Source organism: Paraburkholderia sp. HD33-4, assembly GCF_021390635.1.
Classification (GTDB): Bacteria; Pseudomonadota; Gammaproteobacteria; order Burkholderiales; family Burkholderiaceae; genus Paraburkholderia.
This window is the reverse complement of the sequence record NZ_JAJEJS010000001.1, coordinates 1,877,019-1,899,717: the sequence shown is the minus strand read 5'-3', so window position 1 is coordinate 1,899,717 and position 22,699 is coordinate 1,877,019. Positions and strand designations below refer to the sequence as shown.

Sequence of the window (22,699 nt, the reverse complement as noted above, 5' to 3'; positions counted from 1 at the left end):
TTCGCTTCGCATTGCGCTGATCCAGGGAGCGCCGTGCAAGTGCGCCGCCGACGTGGAGGTCTCGTTGTGGACTCTACCCTGTGCCCACGCGGCGCAATCGTTCGACGGATGAAAGACAGCGCCAAAGAACTTCTTCCGGATGCGATTTTCCTTAGCTTGCTGCATCGGAAGCAGATTGGCCGCTTCCCGCGACTCCTGCACCCGATCACCTTCAATGAAAAGATCCTTCGACGTAGCCTGCGCCCCGACCCGCGCTACGGCGCCTTGACCGACAAGCTTGCAGTGCGTGACTACGTGAAGGCGAAGATTGGCGAAAAGCATCTGATCCCGCTCATTTCGGCGCCCCCGCTCTTTACCGAGGCGGTTTTCGACCAGCTGCCGAACGCCTTCGTGATGAAGGCGAGCCATGGCAGCAGTTTTGTGAAAATCGTTCGCGACAAGTCGCAATACACATTCGGGCATCTGCAACAGATGGCCGCCCAGTGGATCTCGACGGACTTCTACAAGATCGCTCGTGAACGTCATTACCGCGAGATCCCGCCGCGCATCTTTTTCGAAACTCTGCTGCTCGACGAACGTGGCCGGATTCCCGCCGATTACAAGGTGCACTGCTTCGGCGAGCGCTCCGGGCCGCCACGGATGTTTATCGTCGTGATCTCGGACCGCTTCGGCAGCGACACACGCGGCGATGTGTACGACGCGCAATGGAATAACCTCGACGTGACGATCGGCGACTATCCGCGAAGTGCGGCGCCCCAACCTCGGCCGCATAACCTCGAATCGATCCTCGGGACAGCGGCGCTCCTGTCGGAAGACTTCGACTATGTGCGCGTCGATCTGTACGCGCCGAATGACGACGTCTACTTCGGCGAACTGACTTTCACGCCCGGCGCGGGCGTGGTTCCCATGCGGCCAGACCGCTTCGACTTCGAGTGGGGCCGATTCCTGACGTAAGCGCTGGTGCGCGCACGGCTACCCGGAATCGGCTACGCGAGTGAAACCGTCGTCGCTCCAGCCTTCCGAGCCGACACCGTGGCGAACGAAAAAAACTCCTTGCGGGTCGTAACGCCGCTTGATCGACAGCAAGCGCGCATAGTTGGCTCCCCAATACGCCGTTTGCCAGTCCTTCTGGAAATAGCTGCTCTCGGCGACGTATGCGCCGTGCGCCGGTGCAATCTTCCTGAGTTCGTCGATGGCCAATCCGATCAGCCTCGCATCTCGCTGTGCCTTCGAAACGTCGGGCTCGCGACCTGTCAGTCCGTCGAATGCCGGTGGCCCCTCGCTCGCGACGATGGCCAATGCGAACGACTCCGCCACGACTGGATTGACGGGCGTTTGCAGGCCGGCGGCAATGACCTCGGCAGGCGCGCCGGCCAGCCCTTTCTGAAAATGAAGTTCGACGAGCCAATAGCGTGTGGCGCCCATCAGCGCATCGACAAGTTCGGCCTGGCGCTCGCGCGCCAGCATTGCCGCAGGTAACCACAGCGAGTCGAAGCCGTGGATCACATGACCGGCCTCCGCGAGATTGGCCGCCCAGAAGAAATTGGCATCCGGCGCGCCGGGTCGATCGTCGAACAGGACCGAGCCGGGCACGAACCGCGCGAGCGCCGCGCCGTCCCAGCGCAGCCTGCCCGGACCGGCGATGATCGATGGCGCGGCCATCATGGTCAGGTCGTCCTGCGATCCGATCCATTCCCAGAACGGCTTCCAGAGCGTTGCGACTTCTTCTTTGCCGAGTCCCTGAAAGCTCATATCGATTCGCAGGCGATTGCCGGGTAGCAGTTTGACGAGTTCACCCCAGTGGCGATTGCATAGGTTGTCGGCGTAAAAGGCGACGAAACGGTCCAGCAGCCGTTTGTAGCCGGCATCCGAGCGGGCCACGACTGCGCAGGATACGAGGCCGAACACGGCCGGCAATTCGTGAGTGCGCAAAGTCAAACGGCTGACGACGCCGAAGGTGCCGCCGCCCCCGCCTTTCAAGGCCCAGAAAAGATCCGGTTCTGTTCGGGCGTTGACAACCCTGACCACACCATCGGCCGTGACGACCTCCGCTTCGAGCAGTGAAGCAGAGGCGATGCCGAATTGTTTGGAGTGCGTTCCAAATCCGCCGCCTTGAATCAGTCCCGCGACTCCCACTGTTGCGCAACCGCCGCCCTGCACATATCGACCGGCGCCTCCGGTAACGGCCTCATAGGTATGCATCCAGATCGCGCCTGCCCCGACGCTGACCGCGGGTCCGGGTGGAATGACTCCGGCACAGCCGCTCGGAACGAAAGCATCGTGATTGCTGATGTCGTTCATCGCGCGCGTCCATATCATCAAGGAATCCGGTGCGTTCGAGGTGCCAAGATAGGAATGGCCCCCGCCGCGTACCACGACGCGAAGATTGCGTTCACGCGCGAAGTTGACGGCCGCCGCCACATGTTCGACCCGTCTCGCGGCGACGACGTAGGCACCAGGCGCGGCTTTCCACGCGCCCACCCACTCGCAGGTCTGTGTCAGAACGGGACTGTCGCCGATGAAGTACGGATTTTTGAGTTCACGGAAGAGCGCAACGCAAGCGGGGTTGTCGGGAGATTCACGGCAGACGTCGAGTGGTGACTCCGGTCTGATCAGATAGCCATCCACCTGTTGTTTCAATCGCGCCCAGTCAGCGGACGTGGGCCATCCCGGTTCGCCTGGTCGCACTCGTCGCGGGGGCTGCGCAGCGCGGGCGGCGTCGAGCCGAAGCAACGGCCAGATAGCGGCAAACGGCGGAGCAGCCGCGGCCCATCTGATCAGATCACGGCGCTTCACCAGGGCGCTCCTTCACGCTGAGACGCGATCGTTTCGATTGCTCGAAGAACTCACGCCTCGCTCGATGCAAGCGCCTGGGCGTCTCGTGGAAAGAGTTCGACTTCACCCTCGATCTCTACGGGAATGTCGAACGGAAGCTCGGCCATTCCCACCGCGCTGCGAGCATGAGCTCCGCGCTCGTCGCCGAAGACAGCGAGTATCAGTTCCGTGAAGCCGTTGATCACCACGGGCTGCCGGTTGAATCCGGGTGCGGAGTTGACCATGCCGAACACCCTCGTCCAACACGCGATGCGCTCCAGACTTCCGAGTTCGCGCTTGAGGCTGCCCAAAATTGCGAGCGCGACGAGGCGAGCCGCCACCACTGCCTGCTCCTGCGAGACCTGACTACCCACCTTGCCACGCGGCTCGGCCAGCGAGCCGTCCGCGTTGGTCGGCGGATGGCCCGAGATGTAAGCCCTGTTGCCGGCTACCCGCACCCATGGGAATGGAAGCGTAAGCCCTGGAGGAAGCTGCAACGGTTCCGGCATGACGTAGCCCAGCGCATGCAAGCGATCTTCAATGGTCGACATGTTCGGACTCCACGTGAAGGCCCAACGGTGTTGATTCGGACGCGCGGCTAGATGATCACGCGGCAGTCCTGGCTGCGGCACGTCGCTGCGGCGACGGCGCTCCCGACTAACCGCGTCCCTCACCCTCCGCCCTGCTTGCGCATCTGCCCGATAGCGCGCGCCCGTGCGGCCTCGGCCTCCTGGACGAGCCGGTACGCCACGTAATATTTAAAGACATTGCGCACGTACGTCGTGGGTTCGATGCCGATCTTCTCCGCGACTACGATTTCGACATTGTTGAACCACTTGTCAGGATCGAGACCGCGCGCCGCCGCTTCCTTGCGCATTCTGGCAATGTTCGAGGGTCCCGCGTTGTAGCTTGCGAACGCGAACAGCGAGCGGTCCCGTTCCGAAAAGTGAGCATCGGGAAAGTAACGGGCCATCAGCACATCGAGATATTTCGCTCCTGCATGGATGTTGGACTCCGCCACCCTGATATCGCCAACCGCAAGCTCCTTCCCCGTGGCTGGCATCAACTGCATGATGCCGATTGCCCCGACGTGACTGCGGGCATCCTGGTTGAGCTGCGATTCCTGATAGCCCTGGGCCGCAAGCAAAAGCGGATCGAAGCCATATTGCGCGCCATATTTCTGGAACAGGCCGACCGTCTGCCTGAACCGCTTCAGCTCCGCTGACTCCGTATTGTTGGAGATCTGCTTGATGCGCTTCATCTCCTGCTGCAGACGAACTTCCGCGACACTCTGCTTCTTCACGTAATTCAGATAGAAGTCATTGATCGCGTCCTGCAGTTTGGGGCTCCTCATGCGGACCGCCCAACCGATGTAGCCTGCCTCGCGCACCGCAATGTCGTTGTGCACGACGATTCCAGCCAGTATCGGCGCCCATATCTTTGCCTTCCAGTCGTCTACGACGAGGATCTGGACCAGCCCGGCATTGAGCATCTCCATCGCGTCCTCGTCTTCGAGCGCATTGGGCAGTGGCACGAGTTTCACCGGGGCTTTGCCTTCCTTGCGAAAACGCGCGTTCAGCGCGTTCAGACTCTCGTAATAGCTGCTGCTCGGTCGCACATGGACCGTCTTGCCGCTGAGATCGTCGAGCTTCGCGAGAGCTGGCGACTTCGGCCCGGTGACGACCACTTCGCGTACTGCTGTCCGGTCGCGCGGCGCGACGAAGTCGACCTGCTTCAGGCGGGACTCCGTGACCGTCAGATTGCCCGCGGCGATGTCGCCCCGGCCCGCAACCAGCCCCGGGAGCAACTGCTCGCGCGTCGTCGGAATGATGATCAGCGTGAGCGGACGCTTGCCGAGCGTCGGCTGGTACTTCTTGTTCAAATAACGCTCGAAGTCCCGCATCAGGCCAGCGGTCAGTCCACGCTCGTGACCTTGATCATTCAGATAAAGCGTTCGACTGTAGGGAACCAGTACGCGGATCAGACGCCGGTCGAGCATGGCGTCGAAATCGCCCGTGAACGGTTGATTGCCGAGATCGATACGGCGCGCCGCGGGAGCCGAAGCGGGAGCAGTCGAGGCTGCCGGGAGGGTCGACGAAGCTGCCGGCTGGGCCGACGAGGCGGCAGGTTGGGCGGCGGCAGGTTGGGCGGCGACGCACGTCGCAGCGCCGACGGTCATGCCTGAGCAGAACGCCGCGATCAACAGCAACGTTTGAATGATGCGCATCGTAAAAATGGCCCACTACCGCGCGCCGGCGACAGCGTCGACGTTCGCTACGCACTTTGATATTGCCACGATGGCAACGGTTGGAAATGAGACGATAGTCCTATAGGAAAAGCCCGGTCCTGTCCGTCAGAGCCGATCGCTGCCGGATCGCTGCCGGATCGCTGGGTTCGATATTGCCGCCGTCACTGAAGATAAAGCCGAACCGACGCGATCGCCAACGCCAGCTACGCCATCGTCACGCGATTTCGCCCATTATGCTTCGAGCGATACAACGCCCGGTCCGCACTCGCGAAGCCGTCGCGATGCGCGGGCCGCGACAGATCGCTGATACGTGTGAGCGATGCACCGACGCTGACCGTTACCACGCCAAGCGGCGACGCGCGATGCTCGATCGCGAGGTCAGCCACGCCCTGGCGCAGCGTTTCGAGCGTGTCTTCGAGCATCGACGTCTGCGCTTCGAGCACCAGCAGCCCGAACTCCTCGCCGCCCATGCGCCCGACTACGATGCGCTCGCTGTCGCCGGCGGCCTGCATCACCGAGGCGACCAGTCGCAGACAATGATCGCCGGCCTGATGACCGTAGGTGTCGTTGTACTGCTTGAACCAGTCGACGTCGACGACCACCGAGCCCATCACGTCGCCGTCGCGCGCCTCCTTCCAGCGGCGCGCGATGCTTTCGAGCAGAAAGCGCCGGTTGTACAACTGCGTGAGCGGATCGATCGCGGTGGCGGTGCGCATCTTCAGATCGTTTTCGATCATCGCGCGCAGGTGGTAGAACACGCCGCGCTGGCCCGCGTCGAGCCGGCCCGGCGCCGGGTCCATCGCGCACAGCGCGCCGACGATCTCGCCATTCGGCGCGCGTAACGCGATCGCCGCGTAAAAGCGCACGAACGGATGACGCTTGACGAGCATGCATTCGCCGAAGCGGCTGTCGTTGTGGGCATCCTCGATCACGAACAGATCGGCATCGCGTACCGCGTAGTCGGCGAGCGAGCGCGCGCGCGTGACGAGCGGCATCGCCATGCCGACTTCGGCGCGATAGTGCTGATACTCCTCGTCGAGCAGCACGATTGCGGTAATCGCCGCGCCGGTCACGCTCTTCAGAATCTCGGCCGCGTGCGTGAAGCACTCGCGCATCACCTGGTCGTCGTGCAACAGCCACTCGATGACCGAAGACACGACCTCGGGTTCGCCGCTGGCGGGCGAGTCCACCGGCATCCGGCTGGCGAGGCGATCGTTACTGTAAGCGAGTTGCACGGCGGGGTTCCAGAATGGGCTTAGCTCATGTCAACGGCATAGGCGCGCGAAACTTGAGCGCAAATTGTGGGACCGAGCGAGGGCGACGGAGCACATCCGGCAGCCCCAAAGAAAATGGGCCGGCTCTCGCGAGCCGGCCCATCGATCGATGCGACGTTCAGGTCGACAGACCCGCCGCCTTACTCCTTGTCGCCCTTTACCTGCGGCAGCGCCGACGTCTCGTTCGACGACAGCAGACCCACCTGCGAGTAGATGCGCAGCTTGTCGCGCGTGTCGGTGATGTCGAGGTTGCGCATGGTCAGCTGACCGATGCGGTCGCGCGGCGAGAACGTCGACACGACCTTCTCCATCGACAGACGCTCCGGCTGATAGGTGAGGTTCGGCGACTTCGTGCTGAGGATCGAGTAGTCGTTGCCGCGACGCAGCTCGACGGTCACTTCGCCGGTGATTGCGCGCGCGACCCAGCGCTGCGCGGTTTCACGCAGCATGATCGCCTGCGGATCGAACCAGCGGCCCTGGTACAGCAGACGGCCGAGGCGGCGGCCATTCTCGCGGAACTGCTCGATCGTGTCTTCGTTGTGGATGCCGGTGACGAGACGCTCGTAAGCGATATTGAGCAGCGCGAGGCCCGGAGCTTCGTAGATGCCGCGGCTCTTCGCCTCGATGATGCGGTTTTCGATCTGGTCGCTCATGCCCAGACCGTGACGGCCGCCGATCCGGTTCGCTTCGAGCAGCAGCTCGACCGCGTTCGGGAACGTCTGGCCGTTCAGCGCGACCGGCTGGCCTTCCTCGAAGCGGATCGTCACTTCTTCCTTCGCGATCTGCACGTCGTCGCGCCAGAACGCGACGCCCATGATCGGGTTGACGATCTTGATGCCGGACTCGAGGCTTTCGAGATCCTTCGCTTCATGCGTCGCGCCGAGCAGGTTCGAGTCGGTCGAATACGCCTTTTCAGCCGACATCTTGTAGTCGAAGCCCGACTGGCGCATGAACTCCGACATTTCCGAGCGGCCGCCGAGTTCGTCGATGAACAGCTGGTCGAGCCACGGCTTGTAGATCTTCAGATCCGGATTCACCAGCAGACCGTAGCGGTAGAAGCGCTCGATGTCGTTACCCTTGTACGTGCTGCCGTCGCCCCAGATGTTGACGCCATCTTCCTTCATCGCGGCGACGAGCATCGTGCCGGTCACGGCGCGGCCGATCGGCGTCGTGTTGAAGTAGGTGACGCCCGCGGTCGAGATATGGAACGCACCGCACTGCAGCGCCGCAATGCCTTCCGCGACCAGTTGCGTGCGGCAGTCGATCAGGCGCGCGCCTTCGGCGCCATATTGCGTGGCGCGACGCGGGATCGAATCGTAATCGTCTTCGTCGGGTTGACCGAGGTTGGCCGTGTAGGCGTACGGCACGGCGCCCTTCTTGCGCATCCAGTGCAGCGCGGCGCTGGTGTCGAGGCCGCCGGAAAACGCGATACCGACCTTTTGGCCGATCGGAAGACTTTCAAGGATTGTGCTCATAAGCAGTAGCGTTAAACTCGACGTACGGGGAGATTTGGGGGTAACAGCTGAGTATCGGGCAAGCCTGGCGATTAGGCAAGTTACGCGGGAGTATACCGTGAACCGCCTTGCGGCCTTGGATTTTGGCGGTTGGCGCGGCCTCGCGCCGCAATCTCGCCGCGTCGAATTCCCGGATTAATTCATGCCGTATTTGCCGCAACGGGGACGGATTTATTATCGTCGATGGGTACCATTCCGGGTTGCCCCAACGCACCCGCCGAGCACCCCGCTCACCCCGCTCACCCGGTTCATCCCGTTCACTCCTCTCGCCTGCCACCCATGACCACGACCACCCCGCGCCCCACGACGAATGCCTCGCTCATCACCAACGTGCGTCTCGCCGACGGCACGCGCGTCGAGGTATCGCTCGCCGATGGCCGGATCGCCGCGCTCGGCGCCGCTCTGCCGCGCGAGCCCGAGGTGCCGGTCGAGGACGGCGGCGACGCGCTGCTGCTGCCCGGTTTCGTCGAAGGGCATACGCATCTGGACAAGACCAACTGGGGCTTGCGCTGGTATCGCAACGAAGTCGGGCCGAAGCTGACCGACCGCATCGAAAACGAGCGCCGCTGGCGCGCCGAAACCGGCCACGACGCGGGCGCGCAATCGCTCGCGCTCGCGCATGCGTTTCTGGCGGCCGGCACGACGCGCGTGCGCACGCACGTCGATATCGACACCGACGCCGGCCTGCGCCATCTCGACGGCGTGCTGGCCACGCGCGATACGCTGCGTGACGTGCTCGACCTGCAGATCGTCGCGTTTCCGCAATCGGGGCTGCTCGGCCGGCCCGGCACCGACGCACTGCTCGATCGCGCGCTGGCCGCGGGCGCCGACGTGCTGGGCGCACTCGACCCCGCGCTGATCGACGGCGATCCGGTGAAGTCGCTCGATCTGAGCTTCGCGCTCGCCGAGCGTCACCACAAGCCGATCGACATTCATCTGCACGAGCCCGCCGAGATCGGCGCGTTCACGCTCGGTCTGCTGCTCGATCGCGTCGCCGCGCACGGCATGCAGGGGCAAGTGGTGGTCAGTCACGCGTTCTGTCTCGGCGCGCTGCCCGAGCGCGAACGCGATGCGCTGCTCACCCGTATCGCCGATCTGCGCGTCGCGCTGCTGACCACCGCGCCGCCGTCGGTGCCGGTGCCGCCGCTCACGGCTTGCCTTGCCCACGGCGTCACGCTGTTCGGCGGCAACGACGGGATTCGCGACACGTGGACGCCGTACGGCTCGCCCGACATGCTGGAACGGGCCATGCTGATCGCGATGCGCTACGGCCTGCGCCGCGACGACGATCTCGCGCTCGCATTCGATTGCGTCAGCGGCGTGGCCGCGCGCGCGTGCGGATTCGAAGGCTATGGTCTGCAGCCGGGCGCACGCGCCGACCTCGTGCTGGTCGACGCCGACACGCTCGCGCATGCGCTGGTCGCGCGGCCGGTGCGCAAGCTGGTGATCGCGAACGGGCGCGTCGTCGCGCGCAACGGCGCGCTGGTCGCCCAGTAGATCGGCATGGACCGGGGACCCGTTCAGCCGTGCCGGTGCCATCGGCCGGACTGAGGCTGGCGTGACCCGCCGCCCGCACGTGGCCACGCGGCCCGCCACAACAAGAACGCTTTTTGCACTCAGATGATCAATCTTTTTCTGGCCATGCAGGCCTTCGTCAAGGTCGCCGATGTCGGCAGCTTCGCGCAGGCCGCCGCGCAACTGAACGTATCGACGTCGGTCGTCACCCGTCATGTGTCGAGCCTCGAACAGCATCTCGGCATTCGCCTGTTTCAGCGCACCACGCGCAAGGTCGTGCTGACCGAGGCCGGCGCGCAATACGCGGACGGTTGCCGCGTGCTGCTCGCCGAACTGGAGGAGGTGGAGTCGCGCGCGACCACGGCGTCGCGCGAAGTGGCCGGCGACCTGCGCATCGTCGCGCTGGGCAGTTTTTCGCTGTTTCGGCTCACGCCGCTGTTCGCCGAATATCAGGCGCGCTTTCCGCAGGTGAATCTGCGCGTCACGCTGACGGAAAAACGGGTCGATCTGCTCGAAGGCGGCTTCGATGTCGGCATCGTGACCGAACATATGATCCGTTCGGAGTCGCTGGTGGTGCGGCGTCTGATCAACTCGCACGCGGTGCCGGTGGCCGCGGCCGCGTATCTCGCACAGGCCGGTCATCCGCAAACGCCGGCCGAACTGAACGGGCATCGGCTGATTGCCGCGCCGTTCGACACGACCGGCCCGATGTGGATCTTCCGCAAGGGCGACGCCGACGCTGAAAGCACGAACGAGGACGGCGACGACAGCGGCGAGAGCATCGCGATCGATGCATCGTTCACGGTCAACAGCATGATCATGCAGAAGCAGGCCGCGCTCGGCGCGATGGGCATCGCGCTGCTGCCGCTCGAAATGGTCGAGGACGAGTTGCGCGCCGGCACGCTGGTGCGCGTGCTCGACGGCTATGCGGTGCTCAATGGCGACGTGGCCGTGTCGCTGGTGTATCCGAGCCGCGAGTTCGTGCCGCGCAAGGTGCGCGAGTTCATCGATCTCGCGGTCGGTTTCTTCAAGTGACGCTTCAAGGGCGCTCGCCGCGCGCGAGCCGCGCGTCGATGTCGTACACGACCGGCATCAGATCCGCGACGCTATCGATCACGTAATGCGCACCCGCCGCCTTCAGCTTATCGATCGCGGCGTTGCGGCGCGCGGCGAATTCGTCGGCCGGCAATGCCTTCACTTCGGCTTCGCTCATGCCGAACGCGTTGCCGCTGACCGCGACACCGACCGCCCACGTGCCGCCGTTGATACCCTCTTCGATGCCGACCTCCGTGTCGTCGACCTTAATCGCCTCTTTCGCGCGCCACACGCCGAGTTGCGGCAGCGTCCGGTAGATCATGTACGGCGACGGCCGCCCTTCCGGCGTATCGCCGGTGCACACGATGCTGTCCGGCGCAAAGCCCTGCGCGGCCGCGCCTGGCACGATTTCGTCGATGATCTCGCGGGTGTAGCCGGTCGTCGTGCCGATGCGGATATCGTCCTGACGCAATGCGCTCGTGACTTCGGCGACGCCCGGGATCACCGCGCTATAGCTCGCCGCGACAGCGATGTTCTTCGGCACGAACACGTCGTACACGGCGTCGATGTCGGCATCGGCGGGCGCGTGGCCGTAGCGCTCGGCCCACGCCTGCGCGACGCGCGGCAGCGCCATCAGCGCCGCGATATGCGGCCGCTTGGCCATGCCCATCGGGCCGCGCGCTTCGTCGATCGTGATCGGCACGCCGAACTGCTCGAAGGTCTCGACGAAGGCGCCCATCGGCGCGCGTGAACCGTAGTCGACCACCGTGCCGGCCCAATCGAAAATCACTGCCTTCACGTACTTCATCTGCTTGAATCCCTGGAATCTGAATGTATTGAGTTTGCTACCGCGGCTCAGGCCGCCTGCGCGAGGGCCTTGCGTTCGTCGAGCGCGGCGGGCGGCGGCGCCGCGTGCGTGACGCCCAGCGTGCGCAGCGCTTGTGCGCAGGCCTCGACGACGCGCCGCATCACGTGCTCGTCGACCTGACCGATGCAGCCGATGCGGAAACTGTCGACCACCGTCAGCTTGCCCGGATAGATGATGAAGCCCTGCTCCTTCATCAGCTCGTAGAAACGCGTGAACTCGAACGACGGATGCGCCGGCGAGAAAAACGTCACGATGATCGGCGAGCGCCAGTGCGCGCTCAGCAGCGGCTCGAAGCCGAGCTCGTGCATGCCTGCCACCAGCACGTCGCGATTGTTCGCATAGCGTGCGAGCCGTGCGGGCTGCCCGCCTTCGAGCTTGAACAGACGCAGCGCCTCGAGGAACGCGGCGACCGTATGCGTGGGCGGCGTGAAGCGCCACTGGCCCGTGCGATTCATCACGTCCCATTGATCGTAGAGATCGAGCGCGAGCGAATGACTGCGGCCCTTCGATTCGGCGAGCGCGCTCTTGCGCGCGATCACGAAGCCAAAACCGGGTACGCCCTCGATGCACTTGTTCGCCGACGACACGAACGCCTCGCACTCGATCTGCCGCACGTCGAGCGGCAACGCGCCGAAGGCGCTCATCGAATCGATCAGCAGCTTGCGACCGTGCTTCGCGACTGCGGCGGCGATTTCGTCGAGCGGATTGAGGATGCCCGAGCTGGTTTCGCAATGAATCGCGACGACGTGCGTGATCGACGGATCGGCGGCGAGCATGCGCTCGACTTCGATGCCGCGCGGCGGCAGGTAGTCGCCCTTGTCGAGCAGCGTGCAGGCGCGGCCGAGATAGCCGAGCGTGGTCGCCGCGCGCTTGCCGTACGCGCCGTTGGCGAGCACGAGCGCGTGGCCGTCGCGCGGAATCAGGCTGCCGAGCATCGCTTCGACGCAGTAGCTGCCGCTGCCCTGCAGCGGCACGCAGTCGTAGTCGCCAGCGGTGTCGCCAGCGATTTCCAGCAGGCTCGCGCGCAACTCGGCGGTCATCGCGCGGAAGTCGCCGTCCCACGAGCCCCAGTCGCGCAGCATCGCCTGTTTCGTCGACAGCGCCGTGGTGAGCGGGCCCGGCGTCAGCAGGTAAGGCTCGCCGCCAGCCGGCGCGGCGCAGGGGGGCGTGCAACCGGTGACCGAGGTTGCCGCGGCCGCAACGGTCAATGCCGCCGCCGAGCCGCCGATCGCGCTTTCCATGTCAGGAACTCCGAGATTGCTATGTCGATACCCGACACAGTACAGAAACGTTGTCCATCGGTAAAATCGATATAATCGATGTAGATATCGTAAAAACTTATTGAATAACGAGGCTCACGTGCAATACGCGCAATTGCGGGCGTTCCATGCGGTCGCCGAGCATGGCGGGTTTTCGAAAGCGGCGCAGGCGTTGTCGCTGACGCAGCCGGCGGTGTCGGATCACGTGCGGCGGCTCGAACAGGATTACGGCGTCAAGCTGTTCGAGCGCGGGCCGCGCGGCGTGGAGACGACCGAGCTCGGCCTGCGCCTGTTCAGCGTGACGCGGCATATGCTCAGCTGCGAGCGCGAGGCGCGCCAGTTGCTCGAATCGGCGGGCGGACTGGAGTCGGGTTCGCTATCGCTCGCGGCCGATGCGCCCGATCTGGCCGTCGCGCTGATCGGCGCGTTTCGCGAGCGGCATCCGGGCATCGTCGTCACGCTGTCGATCGCCAATGCGGCCGAGTGCATGCAGCGCGTGCTGTCGAGCGCGGTCGACGCGGCGATCACGGCCGCGCCGCAGGTGCACAGCCGCTTGCAGTCGCGGGTGTTGCGGCGCGATCCGCTGGCCGCGATGGTGCCGACCAGCTACCCGGCCGCGAAGAAACGCCGGCTCAGTTACGCAGAGCTCGTCGAACAGCCGATGATCTTCCGCGAGCCGCACTCGGTCACCCAGCAACTGCTGGAAAACGAGCTCGTGCGCGAGTCGTTGCAGGTCGAGCCGGTCATGTACGTGGATGGCCGCGAGGCGCTGGAGGAAGCGGTCGCGCAGGGAATCGGCGTCGGCGTGATTGCGCGCGCGGAGTTCAGGGAGTCGCGGCGTATCCGGATGGTGCCGCTCGTCGATTGCCGCGTGCAGATGATCGAATCTCTGACGCGGCTCGCCGAGCGGCCGGGTTCGAATCTGCTCGACGCGTTTTTTGCGGTCGAGTTGCCGGGAGCGGAAACAGAGGTCTCGATCGGCGAGGTTCGACGCGCGTAGCACGCGTTCAGCGGGTTGCCAGAAACGTTGGCAACCCCGTCAGACTCAACGCGAGCCGCCGCTCGCGATCAGGCTCTCGCCGGTCAGCCAGCGCGCGTCGTCCGACGCGAGGAAGGCGACGATATCGGCGATATCGTCGGGTTGACCGATGCGGCCGAGCGGCGTCGTGCTGACCGCCCACGTTTCGAAGTCCGAGCCGATCACGCCTGCGGTGTGGGTGCCCTCGGTCTCGACCATGCCCGGATTCACCGAATTCACGCGGATCTTGCGCGGACCGAGCTCCTTCGCGAGCACGCCGGTGATCGCATCGACCGCGCCCTTGGTCGCCGTGTAGACCGCCGTAGTGGCCGGCGTGATGCGGGTCACGACCGAGCTCACGTTGACGATGCTGCCGCCTTCGCCCAGATGCTTCGCCGCCTCCTGCGTGACGAGCAGCAGCCCGAGCACGTTCACATCGAAGTGCTTATGGAAATGGGCCTCGGTGATCTCTTCGAGCGCCGCGAACTCATAGACGCCCGAGTTGTTGACGAGAACGTCGAGCCGGCCGTACGTCTCGATCGCCGAATCGATGACGCCCTTCGCGTCCGCCGCCTTCGACACGTCGCCACCCACCGCGACCGCCTTGCCGCCCGCCGCGGTGATCTCGGCGACCACCTTGTCGGCGCCCGCGCGGCTCGACGCATAGTTCACCACGACCGACGCGCCTTGCGCTGCCAATGCCTTCGCAATCGCCGCACCGATGCCTTTCGATGCACCCGTTACAACCGCTACCTTGCCTGTGAGCTTGCTCATCATCGTGTCCTTTCAATGGTTCGCGCCAGCGTGCCTCGCGAGGAGTCGCGCGGTCCACGCCGCTAGAAGCTGGAACTGCAGTGGCGCTGTCACTGGTCGTTAATTTAGGCATCTGGCAGTACGGGATAAAGCGGCTCTAAACGAATTGAATCGCCGGATGTAACGAACAATCGATTTGCCCTGGACCTCGCCGAGCCAGCTCGGCGAACCAGATTACGCACGACTTACAAAAATCGATTCCACTTTGAGCCCGCTCCCCATCCTCCTATAATCGTCCCACCCATAAATCGTCGTTTCATACATAGAACAAAAGACGGTCATCCCTCACGCGCTATCACGCGATATCTCACCGTCTACTGAACGAGAGCCTGTCATGTCCGCTTTGCGCCCCACCCGCGTGCGTTACTGGATGCTGTTGCTGGTGTTCGTCGGCACCGTCGTCAACTATCTGGATCGCGCGAATCTCGCGGTTGCCGCGCCGCTGATGAAAACCGAGTTCGGCCTCGGCCCGGTCGAACTCGGTTTCATCTTCTCCGCGTACTCGTGGACTTACGTGATGGCGAACATTCCGGGCGGCTGGGTGGTCGATCGTTTCGGTTCGCGCGTGATGTACGCGTGCGCGATTTTCATCTGGTCCGCGTTCACGTTCGCACAGGGTTTCGCCGGACGTTTCGCGACGCTGTTCGGTTTGCGCCTGGGCGTGGGCATCGCGGAAGCGCCAACCTTTCCGGTCAACAATCGCGTGGTGTCGATCTGGTTCGCGCAGCGCGAGCGCGGCTTCGCGACGAGCGTCTATCTGGTCGGGCAATACGTCGGCATGGCGGCGTTGACGCCGTTCCTGTTCTGGATCGCGCATCGCTTCGGATGGCGCGAGATTTTCTTCTTGACCGGCGCGCTCGGCATTGCATGGGCGCTGATCTGGTACGCGCTGTATCGCGACCCCGAGCACAGCAAGCGGGTCAATGCGGCCGAGCTTGAACATCTTCGCAGCGGCGGCGCGCTGATCGACCGCAAGAGCGCGACGCAGCGGCATCGCGCGTTCCCCTGGCGCAAGCTCGGCGTGCTGTTCCGCAACCGGCAGATCATCGCGATCTGCGCGGGCAAGTTCGCGTCGCTGTCGTCGTTGTATTTCTTTCTGACGTGGTTTCCGACCTACCTGATCACCGAGCGTCACATGACGATGCTGAAGGCCGGCAGCGCGAGCGCGGTGCCGTTCGTCGCGGCGTCGATCGGCGTGGTCGCGGGCGGGGTGTTGTCGGACTGGTTGCTGCGGCGCGGCGCGTCGGTCGCGACCGCGCGCAAGACGCCGATCATGACCGGCCTGCTGCTGGTGCCGACGATGACGCTCGCGGTACTGACCGACACCAACTGGATCGTGATCGCGATCATGTCGTTCGCGTTCTTCGCGCAAGGCGTCGCGTCGGCATCGTGGTCGCTCGTCGCGGACATCGCGCCGGAAGGCATGGTCGGCATCACCGGCGGCGCGGTCAATTTCGCGGGCAATCTGTCGGGCATCGTGACGCCGATCGCGATCGGCTTCATCGTGCGCGCGACCGGGTCGTTCGGCTGGGCGCTCGGGCTCATCAGCCTGTTCGCGATCATCGCGGTGCTGTGCTACACGTTCCTGCTCGGCGACGTGAAGCGCATCGAGATCGATGACGATGCGCGCGGCTGCAAGCGCGGCTGCAAGCGCGGCGGCGACGATGATGACCGGACACCTGAGCACGTCGGCGCGCCGAATTCGGCGCAGGAAACGCGAGTCTGACGTCGAGGCGCCGCGTTGCCGCGCAGCACGCTTGCTCCGGGCAGACGCGACGATCAAGCGCTCCACATCAGGAGCGTTGACCCTTCACTGCTTGCGCAGCAGCGCGATGTGCGCGGCCACGCTCGCGAGCACCGCGAGCGCGCCGAGCGTATCGAGAATAATTGGCCACACGATGTCCCTCCTCCGCTATCCGCTGCCCCCGACGTCTATTAAACGAATGCACGCGTCATTAATTCCAGGCCGAGGCCGAGCAGACAGATGAAGAACCAGCGACGAAAACTCGCCGCACCGATCCGCCCGCGCACGCGCTGACCGAGCCACATGCCGGCGAGCGCGGGCAGCACGGCCGCGAGCGACTCGCGTGCATCATCGAGCGCGAACGCATGCGCACTGGCCAGGCCGATGGCGAGCGCGATCGTCGATACCGTGAACGACAGCCCGAGTGCCTGGACCAGTTCCTCCTTTTTCAATTCGAGCCCCTGCAGATAAGGTACCGCCGGCACCACGAACACGCCGGTGCCGCCCGTGACGACGCCGGTCACCGCGCCGATCGCCGCCGCCAGCCAGCGCTCGTGCCGTGCGGGCACCGGCAGACGCCACGCGCGCAGGCCGGCCGCCGCATACAGCGTCAGCGCGGCGCCGAGACCCGCGACCGCCCACACGCCGCCGCCCCCTGCAATGAACGGTGCCGCAACGAGCGTGCCGCCTACGATGCCCGCCAGCATCGGCCACAAGCGTTGGACGAGCGCGCGCACGCCCGGTCCCGCGAACAGCTGCCACACGTTGGTGACGAACGACGGCAACAGCAGCAGCGCGGCCGCCTCGGCGGGCAGCATCAGCGTGCCGAGCACGGCCATCGCGACGGTCGGCAGCCCCATGCCGGTCACGCCCTTGACGAAGCCGGCCACGACGAAGGTCGCGCCGACCACGCCAATGCGCGCAAGCAACGGCGCGGATAACGGTAGGACAAACGAAGCAGTCATCGGCACGGCATCCATTGAAGCGATGCCGGCGATTTTGCTGCGCCGCCCCGGCCTTCACAATGCGTAAGATACGTAGCGTGACTTAGGGGTAGCCTAAGGCACGATGTCCGATCAATCTGACCCGACCCGATACCGCGATACCGAACCCCGATGCGCTTCGACCTCATCGATCTGCGGCTATTTCTGCATATTCTCGACACCGGCAGCATCACGCACGGCGCCGCGCGCGCGAACATGTCGCTGCCGTCTGCGAGCGCGCGGCTGCGCGGCATGGAGGAAGCGCTCGGCATGCCGCTCGTCGAACGCGGGCGGCGCGGCGTCGAAACCACGCCGACCGGCGACACGCTCGCGCATCACGCGCGGCTCGTGCTCGGCCAGATCGACCGGATGCAGGGTGAGCTCGGCGAGCTTCAGCAGGGCCGCAAGGCCTGCATCCGTCTATGGACCAACACAGCGGCGCTCACCGAGTTCCTGCCGTCGGCGATCGGCGCGTTTCTGCGCGATCACCCGAACGTGCAGATCGATCTGAAGGAGCGCCAAAGCAGCGAGACCGTCAAGGCAGTGTTGAGCGGCGCGGCGGATGTCGGCATCGTCTCCGATGCGCTCGAGCATGGCGCACTGCAGACGCTGCCGTTCGCGATCGACAAACTCGTGCTCGTCACGAGCCGCGACGATCCGCTCGGAGCGCGCCGGCGTGTCGCGCTCGCGGACGTGACGCACCGCGAATTCATCGGCCTCGCCGCGGACAGCGCGCTGCAAACCTATCTCGGCGAGCGCGCACTGCTGGCCGGCCGGGCGCTCAGCTTCCGCGCGAACGTGCGCACCTTCGACGGCGTCTGCCGCATGGTCGAACAGGGCGCGGGCATCGGCATCGTGCCGGCCACCGCGGCGAAGCGCTATCGCGGCACGCCGGGTTTGCGCACGATCGAGCTCAGCGATCCGTGGGCGACGCGGCGTCTGCTCGTCTGCATGCGCGAGCTGAATGCGCTGCCGCGCGCGGAGAAGGCACTGGTGCGCCATCTGGCCGGAATTTGACGGCGCTGTTGCTATCATTCGTTGCCCTCGCGCAGCGCCGCGACGCGAGCACGAACACTCTACGGACACTCGGCGCGCAGCAGTCCAGCGCAACACCGATCGCCGACGCATCACACCTCAGAGGCATGCATGGAATTTCGCCAACTTCGCTACTTCATCGCGGTCGCCGAGGAGATGAACATCACGCGGGCGGCCAATCGTCTGCATATGACGCAGCCGCCGCTGTCGCGGCAGATCCAGCAGATCGAGGAAGACGTCGGCCTGCCGCTGTTCGAGCGCGGCTCGCGGCCGTTGCGGCTCACCGAAGCCGGCCGGATTTTCTACACCCAGGCGAAACGTCTGATCGATGAAGCCGACGAGCTCGCGCCGCTCACGCGGCGGCTCGCACAACTCGCGGAGCGCATCGTGATCGGCTTCGTGCCGTCGACGCTGTATGGCGCGCTGCCCGCGGTGATCCGCTCGTTTCGCGAGGCCGCGCCGCATATCGAGCTGTCGCTGATCGAGATGTTCACGATCGAGCAGTTGGCCGCGCTCAAGGGCGGGCGCATCGACGTCGGCTTCGGCCGGCTGCGCTTCGACGATGCGCAGCTCGCGCGCGAAGTGCTGGTCGAGGAACGGATGATCGCCGCGTTGCCGCAGGACCATCCGCTCGCGCGGCAGAAGAAGCCGCTGACGCTCGCCGCGCTCGCCGAGGAAACGCTGATCGTCTACCCGAGCACGCCGCGGCCGAGCTACGCGGACCAGCAGATCTCCGCGATGCACGATCAGGCGCTGGAGCCGAAAGCGATCCATGAAGTGCGGGAGCTGCAGACCGCGCTGGGTCTGGTCGCCGCGCAGGTCGGCGTGTGTCTCGTGCCGGAGAGCGTCGAAGGCTTGCGCGCGCATGGCGTCGCGTACCGGCCGATTCCGTCGGCAAGCGCCGCGTCGCCGATCATCATGAGCCGGCGCCTGCAGGACGAATCGCCCGCGACGATGCTGATGTGCTCGCTCGCGCGACAGTTGTTCAAGCGCGCCTGAGGGTCGCCCGAGCGGGGTCGCCCGAGCGGGGTCGCCCGAGCGCCGCGTGGCCGAGCGCGGCGGCACGCCGCGTCATCGATCCGTGAACGGACCCGCGACGCGGCGCATCGTACCGCCCTACTTCACGTCGAACCCATAGTCCCCATGCGTTCGATGCCCATCCGACGCCACCGCGACCCAATGCACGGTGTAGTGCCCGGCCGCGAGCGTCGGCAGCGGCACCGTCATCACCGCGGGCTGCTGCGCATCGACCGAGGACTTCTGCGTGCCGACCTGCTTGCCGCTCGCATCGGTGACCGTCAGCGAACTGAACGCCGGCTCGAGCGGCCCGTCGAAAGTCAGCTTGACCTGCGCGGGCGCGGCCACCGATGCGCCCGCGCCCGGCTCCTGCTTCTGCGGAAACACATGCGCGAAGGCCGCGCTCGCGAGCGTCACGCCGGCGATGAGTGCCGCCGCGCGCATCGCGTGATGTTTGAAGGTGTCGTTCATCGTCAATCTCCTGCGCGAGTTACTGGAACAGTGGCTTGCCGAGCGTGGTCGGCGCGATGTCGTCGAAGAACAGATGCGCCTGAACCAGAATGCCGACGTGCGAGCCGCTCGCGCGGTTGATCGGAATCTGCGCCTCGACGCCGAACTGTCCATAGCGATTGATCCAGATGAAGCCCGGATTGACCGTGCCGGTCGTCTGCCCCTGGCTGCGCGACAGCGGTATCTCGACGAGCGGGATCAGGTTCGCGAACGGCTGCGGCAGACCCGCGTCGTGCACGTGCTGCTGCAGATACGGCAGGCTGTACTGCACGGTGAAGCCGTAGTTGAACGCGTTCGGCTGACCGGCGCCGGTGGTGAGCGCGGGGGCCGCCTCGGCCGTGATCGCGACCGGGCGCAGATACGCGAGCGAGTCAGGCAGATCGCCCATGCCCTTGCCGATGTAGACGGTCGGCGAGATCGTCGAGAAGTTGTCGGCGATCGCGCGGCTGCCGGTGCCGCCGAACTCCGCATTGACGCCGATCGACGTCATCAGCTCGTGCGGCTCGTTCACGTACAGCAGGTACTTGAGGCCGACGCCGAAGTTGTCGAAGCCGGCCGCGCGCGGGTTGTTCTGCAGCACGTACCCGCCGTCGATCGATACCGCCAGACGCGGCGTGATCAGCTTGTCGTACTCGAAGCTGAACGTGTTGATGCTCTGGTCGCCGGCGTCGCCCGGCACGCGCTGATGGCCGTACTCGAAGTTGGCTTCGTCGCCAACCCCGGGGTCGTCGACGGCGAGCGTCGAGGGGAACACGCGGTCGCCCGCGATCGCGTGCGCCTGAGCGATGGACGGCGCGGCGATGAGGCCTACGACGCCGCACGCGGCGTAAGCGGTGTAGGCGACATAGGTGGCGGCCGCGACGAGCGGCGCCGCGCGCGGCGCACGGCCGGCGCGCGTTGCTGGTGTGTGCATGAGTGCATCCTGTCTGATCGGTTATGACGAGGCCGGCGCGCGCCGTCGAACGGACGCGCGCGAGCCGGCGCGATGCGGATTGGCGCATCGCGTCGTAAATGATTCGGATCAGCAGGCGGAAGGCGGAGCGCGTGGCTGCGCGAAGGTCAGCGGCTCGACGCGGCGCACGCTTTCAAAGCGCGTCGCGGCCGTATGCTGGCGCGCGCGGACCGCGGCGACGAACAGCATGCCGACGCCGGGCAGCACCGGCAGATGCGCGAGCAGGCTGCAATAGCCGCAGGCATCGCCGGACCTCTGAGCGTGCTTATCGCCGGCATTGCTGCCCTGAGTGGCGGTGTCGTCGGAGTCGTCGCGCGGATTGGCGGCGGCCTGGGTCGCCTCGGGCGTGTCGTCCTGCATCCGCATGCCCGGCATCGACGCCATGTCGTCCATCGACGCCATCCGGCAATGCTCGCCCGTCATCGCGTCGGCGTGATAATGGGCGGCGAGGGTCTGCGAGATAGTGGGCGCGAGCGTCGTCAGCAGGATCGCGAGCAATCCCAGCCAACTACCGATCTTCCGATGCCAACGATTCAACATGAACCCAGTGCCACGCCACGAGTTTTGTAGTCCACTACTGTGAGACCGCGATTTGCGGCAAATTATGCCATGTACGTGTTGATTCTCCGGCCGCGGACGGCAGGCGCCCATGAGCCGCCGCGCGCCCGGTCGATAGAGCGAACCGCCAACGGCAAAGCCGCCCCGCACAGGCGACAATGCATGATCCCGGCTTCAGGCACGGAGTCTTCATGAAAGCGCAGCGTCCGCGTCCTCCGCACTTTCTCGCCGAACCCTCGCACGCCGAATGGCGCGAGCACCTGCTGCCCTACTTCATCACGGCGCTGCTGATCGCGTTCGCGATCGTGCTGATCGTCTGGATCGCGAATCCGGCGCCGCCGCGCACGATCACGATCAGCGCCGGCCCACCCGACAGCTCGTTCGCCATCACCGCGAACCAGTACCGCAAGATCCTCGCGCGCAACGGCATCCGCCTGAACGTGCTCGAATCCGATGGTTCCGTGCAGAACCTGCAGCGGCTGCTGGACCCGAAGCAGCACGTCGATATCGCGTTCGTGCAAGGGGGAGTGGCCCAAGGGCTGGATACGTCGTCGCTGATGTCGCTCGGCAGCCTGTTCTATGTGCCGATCATCGTGTTCTATCGCGGCGCGGAGCTCACGCAGCTCGCGCAGCTCGAAGGCAAGCGGATCGCGGTCGGCCGCGAAGGCAGCGGCACGCGGCTGCTCGCGCTGCAACTGCTGGCGGCGAACGACATCGAGCCCGGCGGCGCCACGACGCTGGTGCCTACCGACGGCCTGCAGGCCGCCACCCAGCTGGTCGCCGGGGAGGTCGACGCGGCCATCCTGAGCGGCGACTCGGCCACGCGCGGCCTGATGCTGCGGCTCTTGCGCGTGCCCGGCATCTCGGTGATGAATTTCGACGAAGCGAGCGCCTATACGCGCGTGTTTCCGTTTCTCGACCAGATCGACCTGCCGCCCGGCGTGCTCGATCTGAAGCGGCGGGTTCCGCCCGAGACCGTCCACCTGATCAGTCCGACGGTCGAACTCGTCGCGCGCACCACGCTGCATCCGGCGATTTCGGATCTGTTGATCGAGGCGGCGCAGGAAGTGCACGGCGCCGCGGGCCTGTTGCAGCGCGCCGGCCAGTTCCCGACGCCGGTCGAGCACGAATACCCGATCAGCGAGGACGCGCAGCGCTATTACCGGACCGGTAAGGGCTTTCTGTACCGGACGCTGCCGTTCTGGATCGCGAGCATCGCCGATCGCACGCTCGTCCTGCTGTTGCCGGTCGCGGTGCTGCTGTTGCCTGCCATGCGGGTGATTCCGGCGCTGTACAGCTGGCGGGTGCGCTCGCGGATCTATCGTTATTACGGTTCGCTGATCGCGATCGAGCGGCACGCGCTCGCCGGCGCAACCGATCAGGAGCGCATCCAGCTACTGGGACAACTGGACGAGATCGAGGCGGCGCTGAGCCACCTGCGCATGCCGCTTGCGTACGCGGATGCGTTTTATGTGCTGCGCGAGCATGTGGGATTCGTGCGCAGCCGGCTGACGGCTGCGCCGCCCGTCATGGCCTCGTGAG

The 22,699-nt window shown here is 65.4% G+C and carries 20 protein-coding genes; 8 read left to right on the top strand and 12 right to left on the bottom strand.

The annotated features are described in order from the left end of the window. Positions 1-108 precede the first annotated feature (108 nt). Positions 109-954 carry an ATP-grasp fold amidoligase family protein gene (locus tag L0U84_RS08375; protein ID WP_233849196.1) on the top strand — a complete coding sequence of 282 codons (846 nt, stop codon included), beginning with the start codon at positions 109-111 and terminating at the stop codon, positions 952-954. 18 nt (positions 955-972) lie between these two features. Here the strand turns inward: L0U84_RS08375 and L0U84_RS08370 are convergent, their stop codons facing one another. The 5 genes from L0U84_RS08370 to argG form a co-directional block, all read right to left on the bottom strand. Then, positions 973-2,733 carry an FAD-dependent oxidoreductase gene (locus tag L0U84_RS08370; protein ID WP_233849195.1) on the bottom strand — a complete coding sequence of 587 codons (1,761 nt, stop codon included), beginning with the start codon at positions 2,731-2,733 and terminating at the stop codon, positions 973-975. A 113-nt stretch (positions 2,734-2,846) separates the two neighbouring features. Then, positions 2,847-3,365 (bottom strand): RidA family protein, encoded by a 519-nt coding sequence (locus L0U84_RS08365; protein WP_233849194.1) that lies wholly within the window; start codon positions 3,363-3,365, stop codon positions 2,847-2,849. A gap of 119 nt (positions 3,366-3,484) precedes the next feature. Beyond that, positions 3,485-5,041, bottom strand: a complete 1,557-nt coding sequence (locus L0U84_RS08360; RefSeq protein ID WP_233849193.1) for a transglycosylase SLT domain-containing protein — start codon at positions 5,039-5,041, stop codon at positions 3,485-3,487. Between the two features lie 224 nt (positions 5,042-5,265). Then, positions 5,266-6,297 carry a diguanylate cyclase gene (locus L0U84_RS08355; protein ID WP_233849191.1) on the bottom strand — a complete coding sequence of 344 codons (1,032 nt, stop codon included), beginning with the start codon at positions 6,295-6,297 and terminating at the stop codon, positions 5,266-5,268. A gap of 179 nt (positions 6,298-6,476) precedes the next feature. Continuing rightward, positions 6,477-7,811 carry an argininosuccinate synthase gene (gene argG, locus L0U84_RS08350; protein ID WP_233849190.1) on the bottom strand — a complete coding sequence of 445 codons (1,335 nt, stop codon included), beginning with the start codon at positions 7,809-7,811 and terminating at the stop codon, positions 6,477-6,479. A gap of 318 nt (positions 7,812-8,129) precedes the next feature. Between argG and L0U84_RS08345 the strand changes: the two genes are divergently transcribed. After that, positions 8,130-9,347, top strand: coding sequence for an amidohydrolase family protein (locus L0U84_RS08345; protein ID WP_233849189.1), 1,218 nt, complete (start codon positions 8,130-8,132; stop codon positions 9,345-9,347). A 123-nt stretch (positions 9,348-9,470) separates the two neighbouring features. Further along, positions 9,471-10,400: a LysR family transcriptional regulator gene (locus L0U84_RS08340; protein WP_233849188.1), complete on the top strand. Its 930-nt coding sequence runs from the start codon at positions 9,471-9,473 to the stop codon at positions 10,398-10,400. Positions 10,401-10,404: 4 nt separating this feature from the next. Here the strand turns inward: L0U84_RS08340 and phnX are convergent, their stop codons facing one another. Both phnX and L0U84_RS08330 read right to left on the bottom strand, forming a co-directional pair. Further along, positions 10,405-11,208, bottom strand: coding sequence for a phosphonoacetaldehyde hydrolase (gene phnX / locus L0U84_RS08335; RefSeq protein WP_233849187.1), 804 nt, complete (start codon positions 11,206-11,208; stop codon positions 10,405-10,407). A 47-nt stretch (positions 11,209-11,255) separates the two neighbouring features. Then, entirely contained in the window at positions 11,256-12,509 is a 1,254-nt protein-coding gene (locus L0U84_RS08330) for a 2-aminoethylphosphonate--pyruvate transaminase (protein WP_233849186.1), read from the bottom strand. Positions 12,510-12,627: 118 nt separating this feature from the next. Between L0U84_RS08330 and L0U84_RS08325 the strand changes: the two genes are divergently transcribed. Beyond that, on the top strand, positions 12,628-13,527 hold the full coding sequence (locus tag L0U84_RS08325) for a LysR substrate-binding domain-containing protein (RefSeq protein ID WP_233849185.1): 900 nt from the start codon (positions 12,628-12,630) through the stop codon (positions 13,525-13,527). 45 nt (positions 13,528-13,572) lie between these two features. Here L0U84_RS08325 and L0U84_RS08320 read toward each other — a convergent pair whose 3' ends face one another. Continuing rightward, a complete protein-coding gene (locus tag L0U84_RS08320; RefSeq protein ID WP_233849184.1) occupies positions 13,573-14,319 on the bottom strand; it encodes a glucose 1-dehydrogenase in 747 nt (248 codons plus the stop codon). 373 nt (positions 14,320-14,692) lie between these two features. Between L0U84_RS08320 and L0U84_RS08315 the strand changes: the two genes are divergently transcribed. Continuing rightward, entirely contained in the window at positions 14,693-16,084 is a 1,392-nt protein-coding gene (locus L0U84_RS08315) for an MFS transporter (protein ID WP_233849183.1), read from the top strand. Between the two features lie 209 nt (positions 16,085-16,293). Here the strand turns inward: L0U84_RS08315 and L0U84_RS08310 are convergent, their stop codons facing one another. Next, a complete protein-coding gene (locus L0U84_RS08310; RefSeq protein ID WP_233849182.1) occupies positions 16,294-17,067 on the bottom strand; it encodes a sulfite exporter TauE/SafE family protein in 774 nt (257 codons plus the stop codon). A gap of 150 nt (positions 17,068-17,217) precedes the next feature. Between L0U84_RS08310 and L0U84_RS08305 the strand changes: the two genes are divergently transcribed. Next, on the top strand, positions 17,218-18,102 hold the full coding sequence (locus L0U84_RS08305) for a LysR family transcriptional regulator (RefSeq protein ID WP_233849181.1): 885 nt from the start codon (positions 17,218-17,220) through the stop codon (positions 18,100-18,102). Between the two features lie 129 nt (positions 18,103-18,231). Next, positions 18,232-19,119 (top strand): LysR family transcriptional regulator, encoded by an 888-nt coding sequence (locus tag L0U84_RS08300; RefSeq protein WP_129962490.1) that lies wholly within the window; start codon positions 18,232-18,234, stop codon positions 19,117-19,119. Between the two features lie 117 nt (positions 19,120-19,236). Here L0U84_RS08300 and L0U84_RS08295 read toward each other — a convergent pair whose 3' ends face one another. From L0U84_RS08295 to L0U84_RS08285, 3 genes are all read right to left on the bottom strand, one after another. After that, entirely contained in the window at positions 19,237-19,608 is a 372-nt protein-coding gene (locus tag L0U84_RS08295; RefSeq protein WP_233849180.1) for a copper resistance CopC family protein, read from the bottom strand. 19 nt (positions 19,609-19,627) lie between these two features. After that, positions 19,628-20,560: a hypothetical protein gene (locus tag L0U84_RS08290; protein WP_233849179.1), complete on the bottom strand. Its 933-nt coding sequence runs from the start codon at positions 20,558-20,560 to the stop codon at positions 19,628-19,630. A 108-nt stretch (positions 20,561-20,668) separates the two neighbouring features. Next, complete coding sequence (locus L0U84_RS08285) at positions 20,669-21,139, bottom strand: DUF2946 domain-containing protein (protein ID WP_233849178.1); 471 nt, start codon at positions 21,137-21,139, stop codon at positions 20,669-20,671. Between the two features lie 209 nt (positions 21,140-21,348). Between L0U84_RS08285 and L0U84_RS08280 the strand changes: the two genes are divergently transcribed. Continuing rightward, the gene (locus L0U84_RS08280) at positions 21,349-22,698 is read left to right on the top strand and encodes a TAXI family TRAP transporter solute-binding subunit (protein ID WP_233849177.1); all 1,350 of its coding nucleotides are present in this window, start codon (positions 21,349-21,351) and stop codon (positions 22,696-22,698) included. Position 22,699: the final 1 nt, after the last annotated feature.